Raw genomic sequence first — 15,665 nt, forward strand, 5'->3', positions numbered from 1 at the left:
CTAGACCACTATCAAGGATTCGTTATCATCGTTGCACTTGACTTGAAAATTGAGGATCAAAATGGGCGCACTTATCTCTCCCTCTACGATGCCGATGGAGCCTGGCATGGCTACATTAACGCTAATTCGGTGAGCATCGCGGCTGGCCCTCAAGGCGGGTGGCTGGCTGACAGCGGCTATGCCACGCTGACGCAAGCAGGCCAGCCAATCTATCAAGGTTTTGATGAACAAGCCGCCACGACAAGTGATCAGTACCTGGGTCAGACTTTCAAGATCACTGGCGCGTACCACTGGTTTGACGGCACTGTGTATGTCTCACTTTACGATGGGACGGGCAAGTGGGTAGGCTACATGGCTGCTGGCAGCTTTACCCAGGGGACCAACGCGCAGGGGCCGTTTCAGGCCCACACAGAATGGGTGTCTGTGGCGCATCCGGGCTACCAGATCTGGAAGAGCTTTGCCTTTACTCATTACACTAAGGCGGCGGCGAACCAAGTTGTCGAAGTTAAAGGCGTTTATCACCACGTGAACGGCTCGATTTATGATTCTGTATACGATGCCGATGGGCACTGGCTTGGTTATGTGAACGCCAAGGCGGTGACTCCGATAGCCGATCCAATCGGCCAGATGAAGGCAGCTGACCGTTACGTGACCGTCACTGACAAAAACGCCCAGGTCTTCCAAGACACGCAGTTCACAAAGAGTGACAGTGCCGACGCGCTTTATCAGCACACGTACCACGTGGTGGGTGAGTATCAACACGTTAACGGGAATACCTACCTAGTTTTGCACGACAGCCAAGATCAGCTGGTGGGCATTGTTAGTGCCAAAAGTGTTGCCAAGGCGAACGGGCCTCAGGGTGTGTGGCTGGGTGCCAGCGGCTACGTCACGTTAAACGGTGAGAACACATTGTCCAGTGACTTTGACCTGAGTCAGGTCAAAACGGCGGGCAGTACGGTCGCTGGCAATACGTACAAAGTGACCGGCCAGTATCATACGTTTGACGGGCGCGTTCTTTATTCCGTTTACGCCAATAAGCAGTGGCTGGGCTATATCGATAGTCGCAAGGTCAAGCTGGTTGCCAGTCAAACGGGTTCTTGGATCAGTAAAACCGGCTACTTTACGACCACCAAAAAAGGCGAACCAATTTGGCGCAGTTTTTTTGGTTCCAGTCAGAGTACGTCTTCGCATTATCAATCGACTTATCAGATCAAGGGCCAGTATCACGCATACACTGGGGCCACATACTATTCACTTTATGCAGCCAATGGCGGCTGGCTGGGCTACATCAATGCCAACAATGGCGCTTTTGCCTCTGGGCCTCAAGGGGCCTGGATGGCGCACAGCGGGAAGGTCACGCTGAGTCATACCGGGTACCCGATTTGGAAAGGATTCTTCACCAATCAGGTCAACACGACGACGAAATTGCACAACAAGCAGTATTCGGCGACAGGCGAGTACCATCATTTCAATGGTTCCGTGTACTATTCGCTGTATAGTGGCAAGACCTGGATCGGGTACGTCAATGCCGCGGCGACCACGCCCACGAAAAAGAGTGGCTGGTACTCGGTTAACGGTGTCTTGAAGTACTACGATCAGACGAAGGCTAAGTACACGAAAAACTTTTCGCTGGTTTACTACAGCCAGTTGGATGGCCGCTGGGCAGGCAAGAGTTATGGCGGAATCAATTTTGGTAAAACGGGATGTGGTCAGGCCTCAATCGCCATGATTGTTTCCGGCTTTGGTCACAAGATCACCCCCAGCCAGGCTGCTGATTACTCGCATCGTTACGGGACCTTTGATACCCCAGGTGAGGTCGGTTCCGCTGAATCGGATCTGACCAAAGTAGCTGACCATTACGGGGTCAAGTGGCAGGTGATGAGCTCTCGCAGCCAGTTGCAGAGTTACCTGCAAAAAGGATATCCGGCAACGGTTTGCTTGAACCTGAGCGGTGGGGTGCGCCATATCGTGGTGCTGACCGGTTACTCGAATGGGACGACAACGGTTCATGATCCGTGGAGCGGTCTTCTGTTCAGCGGGCGCCATTCGCTGTCGCAGGTTTGGAGCATGCTGTCATGGAAATCGGATAATACGAATATGGGGGCTTCCGCAGCTGTCGTTTACATTGGCAAGTAAGAAAATGACACTTTTTTGAAATTTTTGGGTGAGGAGTAATCAATTGGGTAATCGAATTCATGCAATAGTGCTGGCTTTAACCGCAGCAAGTGCGATTGGTTTTGCTGGGAGCGGGGTGGTCACTGCCCCGCCGACGTCGGTGCTGGCGTCGGCTCAGGGCCCATTCATTGCAGATGGCCGGTACGTGACTGTGACCGCGAAAAATGCGGTGAGTTGGAGTAGTTTCGGCTGGACTAAGCGGGAAAATGGTGACGCGCTGTATGGCCACACCTTCTTGGCCAAGGGCCAGTACCACCACCAAAACGGCAGTGTTTACTTGAGTCTATACGACGCTGCCGGCCGGTGGCATGGCTATCTCAATCAGGCTTCCGTCCGGGTTGGCGCAAACGGCGGCCAACAGGGTGCGTGGTTGAGCGCACAGGGGTACGCCACTTTAATGAGCTCGGGTCAGCCGATTTATCAGGATTTCAACGGGCAGGCCGAAGCCACTAGTGACACGGTGCTGCACCAGACTTTCAGGGTCACAGGTGAGTACCACTGGTTCGATGGGACGCGCTATGAATCCTTGTATCGGGCCAATGGGGGCTGGCTTGGCTATGTGCCGGAAAGCAGCGTCAAGCTCACCTCTCAGCCACAAGGGGTGTTTCAACCGAAAACCGGTTGGGTGCGGGTCACTCACGCTGGGTACCAGATTTGGAAGAGTTTTGGCTTTAGCAACTATTTGCGCGTGAAAAATGGGGCGGCATTGCGCGTCAAAGGGCAATATTATCACAGCAATGGCAGTGTGTATGATTCACTGTACGACGCTGGCGGTCATTGGCTGGGGTACATGAATGCGAATGCTCTCGAAGAGGTGAGTGACCCGCTCGGCCCCAAAATCTCCGATGATCGTTACGTGACCTTTACTGCTAAGACGGCGAAGTTATGGCAGGACCCACAACTGACGCAGCAGGCGACAGGGGGCAGTGCGTACGGCAAAACGTACCATGCCACCGGTAAGTATGAGGCGATTGACGGGACCGAGGTCTTGATTCTTGAAAATCACCAAGGTCAGCTTGTCGGCTATGCCAAGGCCAGCGATGTCACTGTTGCGGCAGGGCCGCAAGGGAGTTGGCGGCGGGCCAGCGGGTATGTCACTGTGGACCAAGATACGCCAACCTACAGTGACTTTTCATTGAGCAACCAGAAGAAGACCGCTGCAGAAATGGGCACGGCCACCTACCAAGTGACCGGTCAGTACACAACGTTTGCGGGCCAGACCTTGGTTTCGCTGTATGATGCCAAAAACCAGTGGCAAGGATACGTCGACGCCGCTAAGGTCAAAATCGTGGCTAAACAAACCGGTAGTTGGCTCCCCAAGGACGCTTATCTGACCACAACGAAGAAGAATCAGCCGATTTGGCACAGCTTTTTTGGGGCAAGCCAAAGTACTTCAGCAGTCTATCAGCAGACTTTTGAAGTACGCGGTCAGTACAAAGCCTTTAATGGCGCGACGTACTATTCGCTCTATCAGGCGGATGGCTCATGGCTTGGTTACCTCAACGCTGCCAACGGTGCGGTGAGCGATTCTCCGCAAGGCGCCTGGATGAGCCATTCTGGCAAGGTGCAGCTAACCCACTCAGGCTATCCGGTTTGGCACGGCTTTTTTACCAGTCAGGCCGGCTCCAGTACCACAATGAAAAATCAGGTATTCTCCGCTACGGGTATGTATCGGCACGTCAATGGGTCGCTATATTATTCACTGTATGATGGCAAGAAGTGGGTTGGGTACATCAACGCCAAAGCCACCACACCTTGGTCAAACTGGCAGCCGCTCGGCGGGAGTTTGAGGTATGTGGATGACCACACGCTGCAGCCGACCAAGACCTTTAGTCTGAAGTATTATAGTCAGCTTGATAAGCGGTGGGCGAATGTCAAATACGAACGCTGGACGCTCGGCAAGACTGGCTGCGGTCAAGCCACGATGGCCATGATCATTTCTGGTTTCGGTCAAAACGTGACGCCTAAAATGACGGCAGATTACGCTCATGCGCATGGTACTTTTGATCGCGACGGTGCGGGCTCTCTTCAGTCCGATTTGACGCGAGATGCTGATCACTGGAATTTGAGTTGGAAGGTCATGGGATCGCAGGCCGAGCTGGCAAGCTATTTGGCGAAGGGTTATCCGGCATCGGTATGTTTGGACTTTGGTACTTACCGCCACATTGTGGCATTGACCGGTTATGCCAATGGTTACACCACCGTTCACGATCCATGGAGTGGCCTGATATACAGTGGCCGTAAGTCCCTTACCGATATTTGGAAGCGGCTGTCCTGGCTCCAGGGCAATCACGATGAGGGCGCGTCTGCCGCGACGGTTTATATTGCCAAATGAAAAGGCAACGGAAAGGATCACTCATGAAACGTTCAAGTAAAATCGCGATCTGGGTCATAGCTGTGGTGGTCATCATTGCGGGGGCTGCTTGGTTCGTGCATCAGGACAGCCAAGCGCCTACGAAGGAGACCCAGAAGAGCAGTCAAGTGAAAAAGGCCCGGCAGAAAAAGGCTGAAAGTAAGTCGGCGGCAACAAAGGCCACCAGCAAACAATCCTCGAGCGCGAGTTCTTCCAGCAGTGCCGCTGGTTCATCTGCAGTTGCCAGTGTGGCAAAAGCCGCCCCTCAGCAGTTGGATCAGGTCAAGGCGAATGCAGGGGGGACATACTCCGACATTACGGCGACTGCAAAAGGTGATAGTACGGTCGTTTACACGATGACCCTGGCAAAAGCGCTGGATAAGAACACCGATAAATCAGCACTGAAGACGGTTTTGGTCAAAGCGTTGTTACCCGCCATTAATCAGGCTCGCAAAACTCAGCCAGGGGTTGTGCTCAAGGTAGTATTGAAAAATCCCGACAGCACTGAGGTCGTGAATGATGTGATTTCGCAACAAGATATTGATGAGGAAGTTCAGTAACTTACTCCGGACTTTTTAATTGAGCCGACAACAGTGTCGGCTTTTTTGATTGTGAATTGGCGGCAGAACTACTATGCATGCCTAAGAGTTAGTGACCTGTGCATGGCTTTGTTAATGGCTGTGTTATATTGGTTCTTGAAAGAATAACAGAGGTAGATGAGACATCATGAAGATTTTAATTGTTGGGGCCGGGTTGTTCGGCGCGGTGAGTGCCAATGAGTTGGCCAAGCGCGGCGACGACATTACCGTGATCGATAAGCGTGACCACATTGCCGGCAACATTTACACCAAAGAAGTTGAAGGCATTCAGGTGCACCAGTACGGCGCGCATATTTTTCACACCACCAGCAAGCAGGTCTGGGATTACGTCCACCAGTTTGCGGACTTCAATCGCTACACCAACGAGGTCGTTGCCAACTACAAAGGCGAGCTTTACAACCTGCCGTTCAACATGAACACATTCAACAAAATGTGGGGCGTGATCACCCCGGCCGAGGCGCAGGCTAAAATCGAGGCCCAGCGCGCGGTCCTGCACGGCAAAAAGCCCGAGAACCTGGAGGAGCAGGCCATTTCGCTGGTCGGCACGGATATTTACACGAAGCTGATCAAGGACTACACCGCCAAGCAGTGGGGCCGCGACCCCAAGGCGCTGCCGAGCTTCATCATTCGCCGGTTGCCGGTGCGGTTCACGTTTGACAACAACTACTTCAACGACCCGTATCAGGGCATTCCCATCGGTGGGTACACGCAGATCGTGGACAAAATGCTCGATCACCCGAACGTGACCGTGCAGCTCAACACCGACTTTTTGGCCAACAAGGACGCTTATCTGCACGATTACGACCGGATCATCTACACGGGGATGATCGACGAGTTCTTTGATTACCGCTTTGGCGCACTGGAGTATCGCAGCCTGCGCTTTGACACGCAGGTGCTCGATCAGGACAATTACCAGGGCAATGCGGTTATCAACTACACGGATGGCGACACGGCCTTCACCCGGATCATCGAGCACAAGTGGTTCGAGTTCGGTGCCGGCAACAAGGGCAAGACGGTGATCACGCATGAATACCCGCAAAACTGGTCGCGAGGGGTCGAACCGTACTACCCGGTCAACAACAGCGAAAATGACCACCTGTTCACGCAGTACCGGAGCTTTGCGACGGCCAACTTCCCGCAGATTACCTTTGGCGGGCGGCTGGGGATGTACCGTTACTACAACATGGACCAAGTCATTGCCGCGGCGCTGCAGTTTCTCGCGCACTTCGACAAGTAATGAGGCCGCAAAAGGAGGCGTTCCGGCTGTCTGAGCTGGAACGCCCCCTTTTCGTAAAATCTTTATTGCGCGCGCTTCAACACTGCCTGGATCAGGTCGGCCGAGTTGGTGAACACCGCGCCGTTCAGCTTGATCAGGCCGATGGTGTAAAGGTTGAGGTAGTGGAACTGGTTTTCCGCCACGTCCTGCAGCGCCGCCAGCTTCTGCTGGTTGGTGGCGCCCAGCCGGCGGGAGTCGGTGTACAGGCCCAGGATGGGGATGTGCTTGGCGTACGCCACGCCGATTTCGGTGGCCACCCCGACGTCAATGGTGGGACCGTCGAGGACGGCGATCATGAGGTCGGCCGCCAGGACCTTCTCAGTGTCGGCTTGGGCAATCATCTTGGAATCCGCATAGGCATTCTTGTCGTTGATGCTCGCGTTTTCCTGCGGCAGGTAGATGTCTAGGCTGGGCGCGGCTTTGCGGAGCTTTTCGACCAGCTGCGCGTTGAAGGCAAAGTCAGCCTCGCTGAACAATGCGTTAGCAAAATAGATTTTCATGACGGTCTCTCCTTACTTGCGAGTGAACTTGACAACGGCTTCGCAGCGCGCCGTTTGCGGGAACATGTCGACGGACTGGATGTAGTCGACCTGATAAGCGCGGGCCAGCGGCACCAGGTCACGGGCCAGCGTGGACGGGTTGCAGGAAATGTACACGAACTGCTGCGGCCGGGCCTTGAGGAGCGCGTCGATGAACGGCTGCTCCAGGCCGGCGCGCGGCGGGTCGACGATCACGGCGTCAGGCTGAAAGCCCTGTAGTAGCCACTGGGGGAACAGCGCCTCGGCGGTGCCAAGTGTGTAATGCACGTTGGTGGCCTCGTTCAGCTCGGCGTTGCGGTTGGCGTCTGCCACGGCGGCGGGGATGATCTCCATGCCGCGCACCTCGCCGGCCGCCTTGGCCAAGCTGATGCCGATGGTGCCGATGCCAGCGTACGCGTCCACCAGTTTCGCCCCAGGGTGCAGGGCCAGCGCCTGGAGCGCCTGGGTGTACAGCACCTCAGTTTGCGCCGGGTTCAGCTGCAAGAAGGCCTGCGGCGACACCTCGAAGTTGTGGCCGAGCAAGCGCTCGGTGATGTATGGCTGGCCCGCCAGCAAATGCGTTTCCGGCCCCCAGATCAGCGAGGTCTCACCGGGGTTGATGTTCTGCGACACCGACACCACAGCAGGCAGCTGAGCCGAAATACCGGCGAGCAGCTGCGGCTTGTGTGGGAGCTTGGGCGAATTGGTGACGAAGGTGACCTGGACCTCACCGGTGGCGGCAGATTCGCGGACCACCAGCGTTTTTACGATCCCAGACCCCTTTTGCTCGTCGTAAATCGGCACCGCCAAATCTTCCAGCAGCTGGCACAAGCCCTGAACCACTTGCATGGTGAGCGGCCGCTGGGTGAGAAAATCGGTTAGCGGCACGAGGTGGTGCGAATGCGGTGCGTACAAGCCGGCGCGGACGTGGCCATCGATGACGCGGACCGGGAACTGCGCCTTGTTGCGGTAATGCGTCGGGTCGGCGGCGCCGATGGTGGGCCGCAGCTCGTAATGCTGCCAGCCGGCCGGTTTGAACTTGGCCAGGCTCTGCGCGACCACATCGCGCTTGAAAAGGAGCTGCGCCGGGTAGGCCAGGTGGTTGAGCTCGACGCCGCCGATTTTACCGTAAAGCGGTTCGGCCGGCTGCACGCGGTCGGGCGAGGCCTTTTTCACGCGGTGGGTGATGGCCTCGAGGTACCGGTCGTGCACGGCCGACACCTGCGCGACGACGACCTCGCCGGGCAGCGCACCTTCGACAAAGGTGATTTTGCGTTTGTAATAGCCGATCCCGCGGCCGTTGATGTCCAGTCGCTTGATCGTCAACGGGAAGCGAGTCCCGCCTTGCACTGTATTTTCCATGAGGCACTTCCTTTTGCCCGTATTATAGCGAAGATGGCACGGCTGCACCAACTCGGGTATAATCCTTACAGGAGGAAACAACCGTGAAAATCAGATTAGAGTCAAATTCTTCGAAGAAAACGATTGCCTATATCACCCACAACGGTGAGGTCCAGGAGCTGATGACTGGCACCACCTTGACGCTACCGGTCCGGCGCGGCGACACCGTCACCTTTAAGGTGGGCCACTATTCACGCACGCACCAGCTGGAATTTCAGTCGCCGGAAGCGAGCTTTGTGCTCGAGCCGAACCGCAACCTGGTGTACGCCTACATGATCGCGCTGGTCGTGCTGATTGCCGCGGTGTGGTATTTCAAGACGATTTCCAACACCGTGCTGACAATTCTGGTGGTGGTCGCGCTGATCATTTTTGAAGCGGTCAACTACTTTAATGGCTACCGGGCCGTGCCGGTTCATCGGTAGGAGCGGGAAATGAAATTTCTGAATGGAAATGGTTTTCTTGCCGTGCTGGTGGTGCTCCTGGTCTTCGGCATTGTCGGGTACCTGCTGAACAACGCGGTGGTGTTGATCTTGCTGCTGGTGGCAGTGGTGGTGCTGATTCTAGCCAAAATTGCCGTGCGCCCGCGGCCAAATAAAAAGGACTGAGTGCGCTCAGTCCTTTTTGGCCACTACCTGCAGCCTGACGGCATACAGGGTGTCCATTAGATTGAAAAAGTCGCTTTGCGCCGGGGCCAGCTGCCAGTTGATCACGCGGACCTTGGCCAGGCGCGCTTCGGTATAGTAGCGGGAGAGGACACCAGACGTGTTGAGCGTCGTGATGATTACATCCGGCAGCTTGCTCGCGTCTGGTGGGACGATTTTCACAAAGTGCAGGCCTTTCAGGAACGTGAACAGGTCGCGACTCATGAAGGTCCCTTCGTCCACAATGACCGCAACTTTGAGCTGGTGGTCGTTGTTTAGCTCCGGAAAGTCTGGGGCGATGACGGCGTAAAGCTGCTGGTACATCGCGTCGTAATCACCGGCTAACTCGCCGACGGCTGCCGGCTCCAGCTGATCGAAATACTGCCGGATCAGCGTGGGCAGTCGGCCGTTTGCCGCCTCTTGAACTTGCGGGTTGAGAAAATCCAACCGCATGGCAAACGTTCCGTGCAGTGTCAGGTATGAAAACGCAATACGGTGCAGGTTGGCGAGCAGTACAGTGTGCTTTTCTGGCTTGGCCTCGGCAGATTGCGGGTCGCAGGCGGCAAGCAGGAAGTCCATCAGGCCTTGCGCAAAGTTGTGAATCGGCGTGTCTGGCGTGGCGAGGCGGTCCAAAATGAGCTGATCCTGGCCGTTCAAGGTCTCGCGCATGGAAACGTAATGCATGCGGCAGAAATCATAGTAGTTCCGTTCACATTCCAGCGCCGGCTCAGAAAGCGCTGGAAACCGGCTAGGGGCAAAGACCTTAGCGGCATTATCGCTGGCGCTAAACAGCGTCGGCAGTTGCTCAGCCGGCCGGATGAGGTGACCACCTGCGATCCGCATTGCCTGAATCGCCAGCACCATGACGTCCTGCTTGTTTGGCACGGCCGTGGCATTGTATACCGCGCCTTGCTGCGGTTGGTTGAGCAAATCAAAATCGCGCCGGGCAGTATCGAACGCTTCCTCGGAAAACGGCCAGCCGACCCCGCGGTAAGCCAGAAGGTAAAACGTGAGAATCAGGATGCGAATCTGCGTCTCCGGGCCATCTGGGGCCCAAGTGCTCGCGTCAAGGTGGACGCCTTTGCTTGCCATGTAGCGGCGAAAGGGTGCGATGCGGCGACGCAGCGTGGAAATGCTGATGTCGGCACTGGCGCAGAAGTGGTGGACATTGGGAGCAGGCGTGCGGAAGACATAGTCAAAAAAGCGGAACGCCATCGACTGGTTCAGCAGGTGGAAGCGATACTCATCAACGGTCAGCTGGCCTACTAGGATTGTGAAAGACGCGTTGCCGTTTGGCTGTTTTTTGCTCGGGTACATCTGCTGCAGGTCGGCCATGATTTCCTGATTAGCGTTATAAGTTTGGGAATAGGTCAAACCTGATTCCTGAGTGAGGCGGTTGATGGTGAAGTTATTTTCCGCGTGCGCCTTCATCAGGCGGAAGACTTGGTAAGTCGTCGAGGTCCGCTTATCAAAAAAATGGTCTTCGAACACGCTGCTCACCCCTTTATTCACGCCCTTTTATTAAACCATATTTTACCATATTATTATAGAGAATAATTCTTTTGAGGAGGCCGCGAGATGCAAACAATCACAAAAATCACTGCCCAGAAGCGGCGGGGGCGGTACAACCTGTTTCTCGACGGCAAGTACGCTTTCCCCGTCAGCGAGGGCACGCTGGTGAAATACCGGCTGCTGAAGGGCCTCGAACTGTCGCCGGAGGACGTGACGACCATCAAGGACGCCGAGGTGGCCTCGGTGGCCAACGCCACGGCGCTCAATTACATCAGCCACCAGCCGCGCACGGTCCACGAAGTGCGCGACCGGCTGCGTCAGGATGAAGTCCCTGAGGCCGTGGTCAAGCAGGTCACCGATCACCTGAAGGCAATTCGCCTGCTCGATGACGCCCAGTACGCGGACATCTTAGTGCGCGACAACCTGGCGATGGGCGAGCGCGGGCCGCGGCAGGTCGAAGCCCGGCTTCGGGAGAAAGGGGTGCACCCCGACCTTGCGGCGCAGGCGGTTGCCAAGGTCGCGCCTGAGCAGTGGCAGACCGTGGCGGCGCGCGTGGCCAAAAAGGCGGCCCGGCGCACCTTGCACAAGCCGTTCAAGGACCGGCAGACCAAGATTCGCTTGGCGCTGATGCAGAAGGGGTTTGAAGGCGAGGTGGCGAGCAGTGCGCTTGCGGCCCTAGCGCTTGAGCCCGACCGTGAGCAGGAAGCTGATCTGCTGACGCGTGAGGCGGCAAAGCAGTGGCGCCTGAAGCGCAAGTACGCCGGTTACGACCGGCGCAACCGGGTCAAGCAGGCACTGGTGCGCAAGGGGTTTGACTACGACGCCATCGATGCAGTGCTGGCGACGCTTGAGGAGGAGCAGTAGGGGGCCTAGTGCCAGCTTGGGGTTTCTGGTATACTTAAACCGACAAAAAGATAATGCTGAAAGCTGGACAATCAATGCGAATCCCAAAGGAAGGCGATTATGTCGCCATTCAGAGCTACAAGCACGATGGGAGTTTGCACCGCACATGGCGAGACACCATGGTTCTCAAGACCAGCGAAGACGCAATTATCGGTTGTAACGATCACACTTTGGTGACCGAATCCGATGGCAGACGATGGCTGACCCGCGAGCCGGCGATCGTGTATTTTCATAAACATTATTGGTTCAACGTGATCGCAATGATCAGGGAAGGCGGGGTGTCGTATTATTGCAACCTCGCCAGCCCTTCCGTGTTGGATCAGGAGGCGCTCAAATACATCGACTACGACTTGGACGTAAAGGTCTTCCCAGACGGGGAGAAGCGTCTGCTCGACGTGGATGAATACGAGGCGCACAGCCGCAAATGGCAATACCCGCCAACCACTGACCGTATTCTAAAGGCCAATGTGCGCGTGCTTGTCGATTGGATCAACCATGGCAAAGGGCCGTTTTCGGCGGCTTATGTGGATTTGTGGTACAACCGGTACTTGCAACTGTCTCACCGGGTGTAAGCTTCGGCGCGAGTGACCCTCGCGCTGTTTTTGTAAGGTGTGAGGACTGACGGTTTTAGCCCGATGGCTAGGTTGGCCCACCGCGAACCCGCATAAGTGGGAGCGTGGTGGGCCTGGCTAGACACTCGGGCGCTGTCAGTTCGAACCCAATTAAGGTGTCAGGACCAGCGAACTTAGTGCCCTTGCTAGACACTGGCACGTTGCTGATCCGAACCCAGTTAAGGTGTCAGGACTGACGGTTTTACTCAGCCTTTGCACAGCGATGGAGGAAAAAACATGACAGAACTGATTGATCAGCCTGCCGGCCAGTTTGTTGGCCGCGTCTACACGACGGAAAGCAGCGACCAGATGGGCACCTTTTACCCGGCCTGGCAGGACTTTGAGGCGGCCGGCTACTTTGACCAGCTGGACGGTTTGTGCGACCAGCCCAACCGAACGTACTTGGTCGTATTTTCACCGTACGGCAATTTTCAGTACTGGATCGGCAGCCTGACCCCGGTTGGGGTCAAGGCGCCGAAAGGCCTGGAAGTCGTCCCGCTGCCGGCCGGCACGGTCGGCAAGGCGCAAGGCCCAGTCAATGGGATCTTGAACCAACTGCCGGTCCAAACTACCGTCAACAAGGGGTTTGAGATGTTGGAAAAGGCCGGCTTCACGATTCCCGAGCACATTGGGCAAACGGACAATCCGTATTTTCTGGAGTCTTACCCAGTGGTTGACGGCAAGGTGAATCAGGTGCGGTATCTGCTTTACATCAACAAGAATCAAATGGAGGGCTACGATGAGTTTGATTGATCACGACAGAATGCTCAGCGGGCAGTTATACGACGCCAGCGCCAAGGACCTGCATGAGGCGCGCATGCGCAGCCGCCTGCTGACGGAATCGTTCAATCGCATCAGTGTGGCCGATCAGACCGGCCGGCGCACGATCCTCAAGCAGCTGTTTAAGGCCTTTGGCGAAGGCGGCTATATCGAGCCGCGCTTGCAGGTCGACTACGGCAGTCACATCAGCATCGGTAAAGACTTTTACGCCAACTACGATTCCATTCTGCTGGACGTGGCGCCGATTACAATCGGCGACAACGTCATGCTCGGGCCGCGCGTCAGCTTGCTCACGCCGGCGCACCCGTTAGATGCAGACGTGCGCAATTCGGGATTGGAGTATGCCAAGCCGATCACGATTGGGGACAACGTCTGGTTCGGCGGCGGCTGCATCGTGCTGCCAGGGGTGACGATCGGCAGCAACGTGGTCGTCGGCGCTGGCGCGATTGTGACCAAGGATGTGCCTGATGGCGTGGTCGTTGTCGGCAATCCGGCGCGCGTCCTGCGCCCACTGACTGCCGCTGATACTGAGTTGTGGACGGCAAAGCAGCAGGCTTATCTGGCCGATATGAAAGCGCTCGAACAGGCCAACTGATCCGGTCGCTGGAGGTGCACAGATGCCAAAAAATCGGCTCGAAGCCTTTACGGATGGCGTGATTGCCATCATCATCACGGTCATGGTCCTGGAGCTGCACGCGCCAAGCAGTGGCACTTGGGCCGCGTTGTGGGAAATGCGCGGGATCTTTGCGATTTACTTTGTTTCGTTCTTCACGCTGGCAGTGTACTGGAACAATCACCATCACTTGTTCCTGCTGGTCAAGCGGATCAACGGGCGCGTGCTGTGGGCGAACATCCTGTTTCTGTTTGCCGCGTCGTTTTTCCCGTTTGCTACCGACTGGGTCGGCGCGGCTCACGTGTTGGCCCGCGCGCCGGAGATGACCTACGGGATCGTGGTGCTGGCCACGGATGTCACGTACTGGCTGCTGATTCAGACCTTGATTCGGGCTGACCGGCACAATGCGGCGCTGCGCGACCTGCTGGGGCACGGGTATTACAAACCAATCGTAACGATTGGCGGGAATGTCATCGCCATTTTGGCCGCATTCATCTGGCCGACGCTCACCATTATCATTGACGTGTTATTGTTGCTGTTGTGGGTCCGGCCGGAGCGCCGAATCGAGCATCACGTGCACGTCAGCAGTTCGCTGCCCAATCAAAAAAGCCACCAGTAAACCTGGTGACTTTTTGCGTCTCAGACCAGCTTAAGCCGCATCTCGCGGTGCCGGATCCCGGCGTCCAAAAACTCGGGCCTGTCGGTGAGCTCGTAGCCCAACGCCTTGTAAAAGCCCACGGCCTGGACCTGTGCACCCAGCCGCAGCTCCTGGGCGTTGCGGGCCTCAGCGTACTCGCTGAGTTCCTGAAGCAGCGCTTTGCCCACGCCGTGGTGGCGGTAAGGGGCGAGCACCGCGACCCGCTGCACGTGGTAGCCGTAGTCTTCAGGAAGCAGCCGCGCGGTGGCGACGGCCAGGCCGTTGTCGTAAGCCACGAAGTAGGTGGCCTTGGCCTCGTCGGCGTCAATTTCACGCTCGGGGGACACGTGCTGCTCCTTCACAAACACGGTGGTGCGAATGGCCACGGCGTCCTGGTAGACTGGACTGCTAATGTCGGTGCTGATTTTAAACTCCATTTTTGCTCACAACTTCCTGTTCATAGGGTAATGCGTGTATTATAGACCAAACGAAAGAAGGTGTGAATGATGTTTCAGAAAATCCGTGAGTCGCGGCTGATGTTCTGGTCGCTGGAGGCGCTGATCATCGTTGGGCTGATTATCGGGCTGACGAACCTGAGCTTTTTGTTCAAACCGATTGCGACCTTTTTCTCGACATTATTGATTCCGTTCATTGCCGCCGGGTTTCTCTTTTACCTCTTCAACCCGCTGGTCAACTGGCTGGGTAAGCTCAAAATTCCGCGCGGCGTCGCCATTGCGCTGATCTTTGTGGTGGTGCTGGCGCTGCTGGGGTTTCTGGTGGCCACCATCATTCCCAACCTGATCGATCAAGTGACGCAGCTGATCTCCGGATTGCCCGGGTTTGTGCGAGAGCTGCGCCAAGCGTTGACTCAGCTCTCGCATTACCGCTGGTATCAGAAGTTTGAAGTGGGCAAGCTGGTCAGCAAGATGCAGGTCGAGCCGGCCAAAATGCTGCAAAGCGTCGTGGGTAATTTCACCGCCGGCGTGCCTGGGTTGATTGGCTCGGTCGCGTCGGTCGTGATCGGTGCCATCACCATTCCGGTGCTCCTGTTTTACATGCTCAAGGACGGCAACCGGTTCGTCCCCGCGATTCAGCGGCTGCTGCCGGACCGTTACGGAGAGGAGATCCAAACCGTATTCACGCGCATGAACCAGACGCTTTCGCACTACATCGCCGGGCAGGCCATTGAGTGCTTGTTCGTCGGGACCTTCACCTTCATCGGCTATCTGGTCATCGGCATGCCGTACGCCTTTCTGCTCGGGTTCGTCGCCGGCGTTGTGACCATTATTCCGTACCTGGGTCCTTACATCGGGATTGCGCCGGCGCTGCTCATCGCGATGACGATTGGCTGGGGCAAGGTCGCCCTGGTGATCGTGGTGGTGCTGATCGTTCAGCAAACCGATGGGAACCTGATTTACCCGAACGTGATCGGCCGCAGTCTCAACATCCATCCGCTGACCATCATTGTGCTGCTGCTGGTGGCCGGCAACATCTGGGGGATCCTGGGCACAATTTTGGCCGTGCCAGTGTACGCCGTGGCCAAAACGGTGCTGACCTACGCCCTGGAGCTTTATCGCTTCCACCGCACGCAGGCAGCGCAGGAGCCGCTGCTTGCTAAACCGGACCCAAAGCGGCCCAAGCCTTAA

General features: G+C 56.4%; 16 protein-coding genes. 12 read left to right on the forward strand and 4 right to left on the reverse strand.

Annotation, left to right across the window (positions count from 1 at the left end; all coding sequences use genetic code 11):
• The 4 genes from FC75_RS03460 to glf form a co-directional block, all read left to right on the forward strand.
• The coding region (locus FC75_RS03460) for a C39 family peptidase (RefSeq protein WP_235808694.1) at positions 1-2,136 on the forward strand (2,136 nt) is incomplete at its 5' end.
• A gap of 43 nt (positions 2,137-2,179) precedes the next feature.
• Positions 2,180-4,510 carry a C39 family peptidase gene (locus FC75_RS03465; protein WP_156403572.1) on the forward strand — a complete coding sequence of 777 codons (2,331 nt, stop codon included), beginning with the start codon at positions 2,180-2,182 and terminating at the stop codon, positions 4,508-4,510.
• A gap of 23 nt (positions 4,511-4,533) precedes the next feature.
• Positions 4,534-5,088 (forward strand): hypothetical protein, encoded by a 555-nt coding sequence (locus tag FC75_RS03470; RefSeq protein WP_054665690.1) that lies wholly within the window; start codon positions 4,534-4,536, stop codon positions 5,086-5,088.
• Between the two features lie 166 nt (positions 5,089-5,254).
• Positions 5,255-6,364, forward strand: coding sequence for a UDP-galactopyranose mutase (gene glf, locus FC75_RS03475; protein ID WP_054665693.1), 1,110 nt, complete (start codon positions 5,255-5,257; stop codon positions 6,362-6,364).
• 62 nt (positions 6,365-6,426) lie between these two features.
• Here glf and FC75_RS03480 read toward each other — a convergent pair whose 3' ends face one another.
• Positions 6,427-6,903 (reverse strand): nucleoside 2-deoxyribosyltransferase, encoded by a 477-nt coding sequence (locus FC75_RS03480; RefSeq protein WP_054665697.1) that lies wholly within the window; start codon positions 6,901-6,903, stop codon positions 6,427-6,429.
• Positions 6,904-6,915: 12 nt separating this feature from the next.
• A complete protein-coding gene (rlmD, locus tag FC75_RS03485) occupies positions 6,916-8,283 on the reverse strand; it encodes a 23S rRNA (uracil(1939)-C(5))-methyltransferase RlmD (protein WP_054665700.1) in 1,368 nt (455 codons plus the stop codon).
• An 83-nt stretch (positions 8,284-8,366) separates the two neighbouring features.
• On the opposite strand from rlmD, the gene FC75_RS03490 reads away from it, so the two are divergent.
• Together FC75_RS03490 and FC75_RS12630 are read left to right on the forward strand one after the other, a co-directional pair.
• Positions 8,367-8,744, forward strand: a complete 378-nt coding sequence (locus FC75_RS03490) for a hypothetical protein (protein WP_054665704.1) — start codon at positions 8,367-8,369, stop codon at positions 8,742-8,744.
• A 9-nt stretch (positions 8,745-8,753) separates the two neighbouring features.
• Entirely contained in the window at positions 8,754-8,927 is a 174-nt protein-coding gene (locus FC75_RS12630; protein WP_156314461.1) for a hypothetical protein, read from the forward strand.
• 6 nt (positions 8,928-8,933) lie between these two features.
• On the opposite strand, the gene FC75_RS03495 is transcribed toward FC75_RS12630, so the two are convergent.
• A complete protein-coding gene (locus FC75_RS03495) occupies positions 8,934-10,454 on the reverse strand; it encodes a helix-turn-helix domain-containing protein (RefSeq protein ID WP_056989135.1) in 1,521 nt (506 codons plus the stop codon).
• Between the two features lie 87 nt (positions 10,455-10,541).
• Here FC75_RS03495 and recX point away from each other — a divergent pair, with 87 nt between their 5' ends.
• The 5 genes from recX (at position 10,542) to FC75_RS03520 (ending at position 14,001) form a co-directional block, all read left to right on the forward strand.
• A complete protein-coding gene (gene recX / locus FC75_RS03500; RefSeq protein WP_056989136.1) occupies positions 10,542-11,339 on the forward strand; it encodes a recombination regulator RecX in 798 nt (265 codons plus the stop codon).
• A gap of 74 nt (positions 11,340-11,413) precedes the next feature.
• On the forward strand, positions 11,414-11,950 hold the full coding sequence (ntdP, locus tag FC75_RS03505) for a nucleoside tri-diphosphate phosphatase (protein WP_056989137.1): 537 nt from the start codon (positions 11,414-11,416) through the stop codon (positions 11,948-11,950).
• Positions 11,951-12,226: 276 nt separating this feature from the next.
• On the forward strand, positions 12,227-12,742 hold the full coding sequence (locus tag FC75_RS03510) for a hypothetical protein (RefSeq protein WP_054665723.1): 516 nt from the start codon (positions 12,227-12,229) through the stop codon (positions 12,740-12,742).
• Positions 12,729-13,364 carry a sugar O-acetyltransferase gene (locus tag FC75_RS03515; RefSeq protein WP_054665719.1) on the forward strand — a complete coding sequence of 212 codons (636 nt, stop codon included), beginning with the start codon at positions 12,729-12,731 and terminating at the stop codon, positions 13,362-13,364. Before FC75_RS03510 ends, FC75_RS03515 begins: the two co-directional genes overlap by 14 nt.
• A 22-nt stretch (positions 13,365-13,386) precedes the next feature.
• Positions 13,387-14,001, forward strand: coding sequence for a TMEM175 family protein (locus FC75_RS03520; protein WP_056989138.1), 615 nt, complete (start codon positions 13,387-13,389; stop codon positions 13,999-14,001).
• A 20-nt stretch (positions 14,002-14,021) separates the two neighbouring features.
• Here FC75_RS03520 and FC75_RS03525 read toward each other — a convergent pair whose 3' ends face one another.
• Positions 14,022-14,456 (reverse strand): GNAT family N-acetyltransferase, encoded by a 435-nt coding sequence (locus tag FC75_RS03525; RefSeq protein ID WP_056989139.1) that lies wholly within the window; start codon positions 14,454-14,456, stop codon positions 14,022-14,024.
• A 69-nt stretch (positions 14,457-14,525) separates the two neighbouring features.
• Between FC75_RS03525 and FC75_RS03530 the strand changes: the two genes are divergently transcribed.
• Positions 14,526-15,665: an AI-2E family transporter gene (locus FC75_RS03530; protein ID WP_056989140.1), complete on the forward strand. Its 1,140-nt coding sequence runs from the start codon at positions 14,526-14,528 to the stop codon at positions 15,663-15,665.

Source organism: Lacticaseibacillus camelliae DSM 22697 = JCM 13995 (assembly GCF_001436615.1).
GTDB classification, from domain to species: domain Bacteria; phylum Bacillota; class Bacilli; order Lactobacillales; family Lactobacillaceae; genus Lacticaseibacillus; species Lacticaseibacillus camelliae.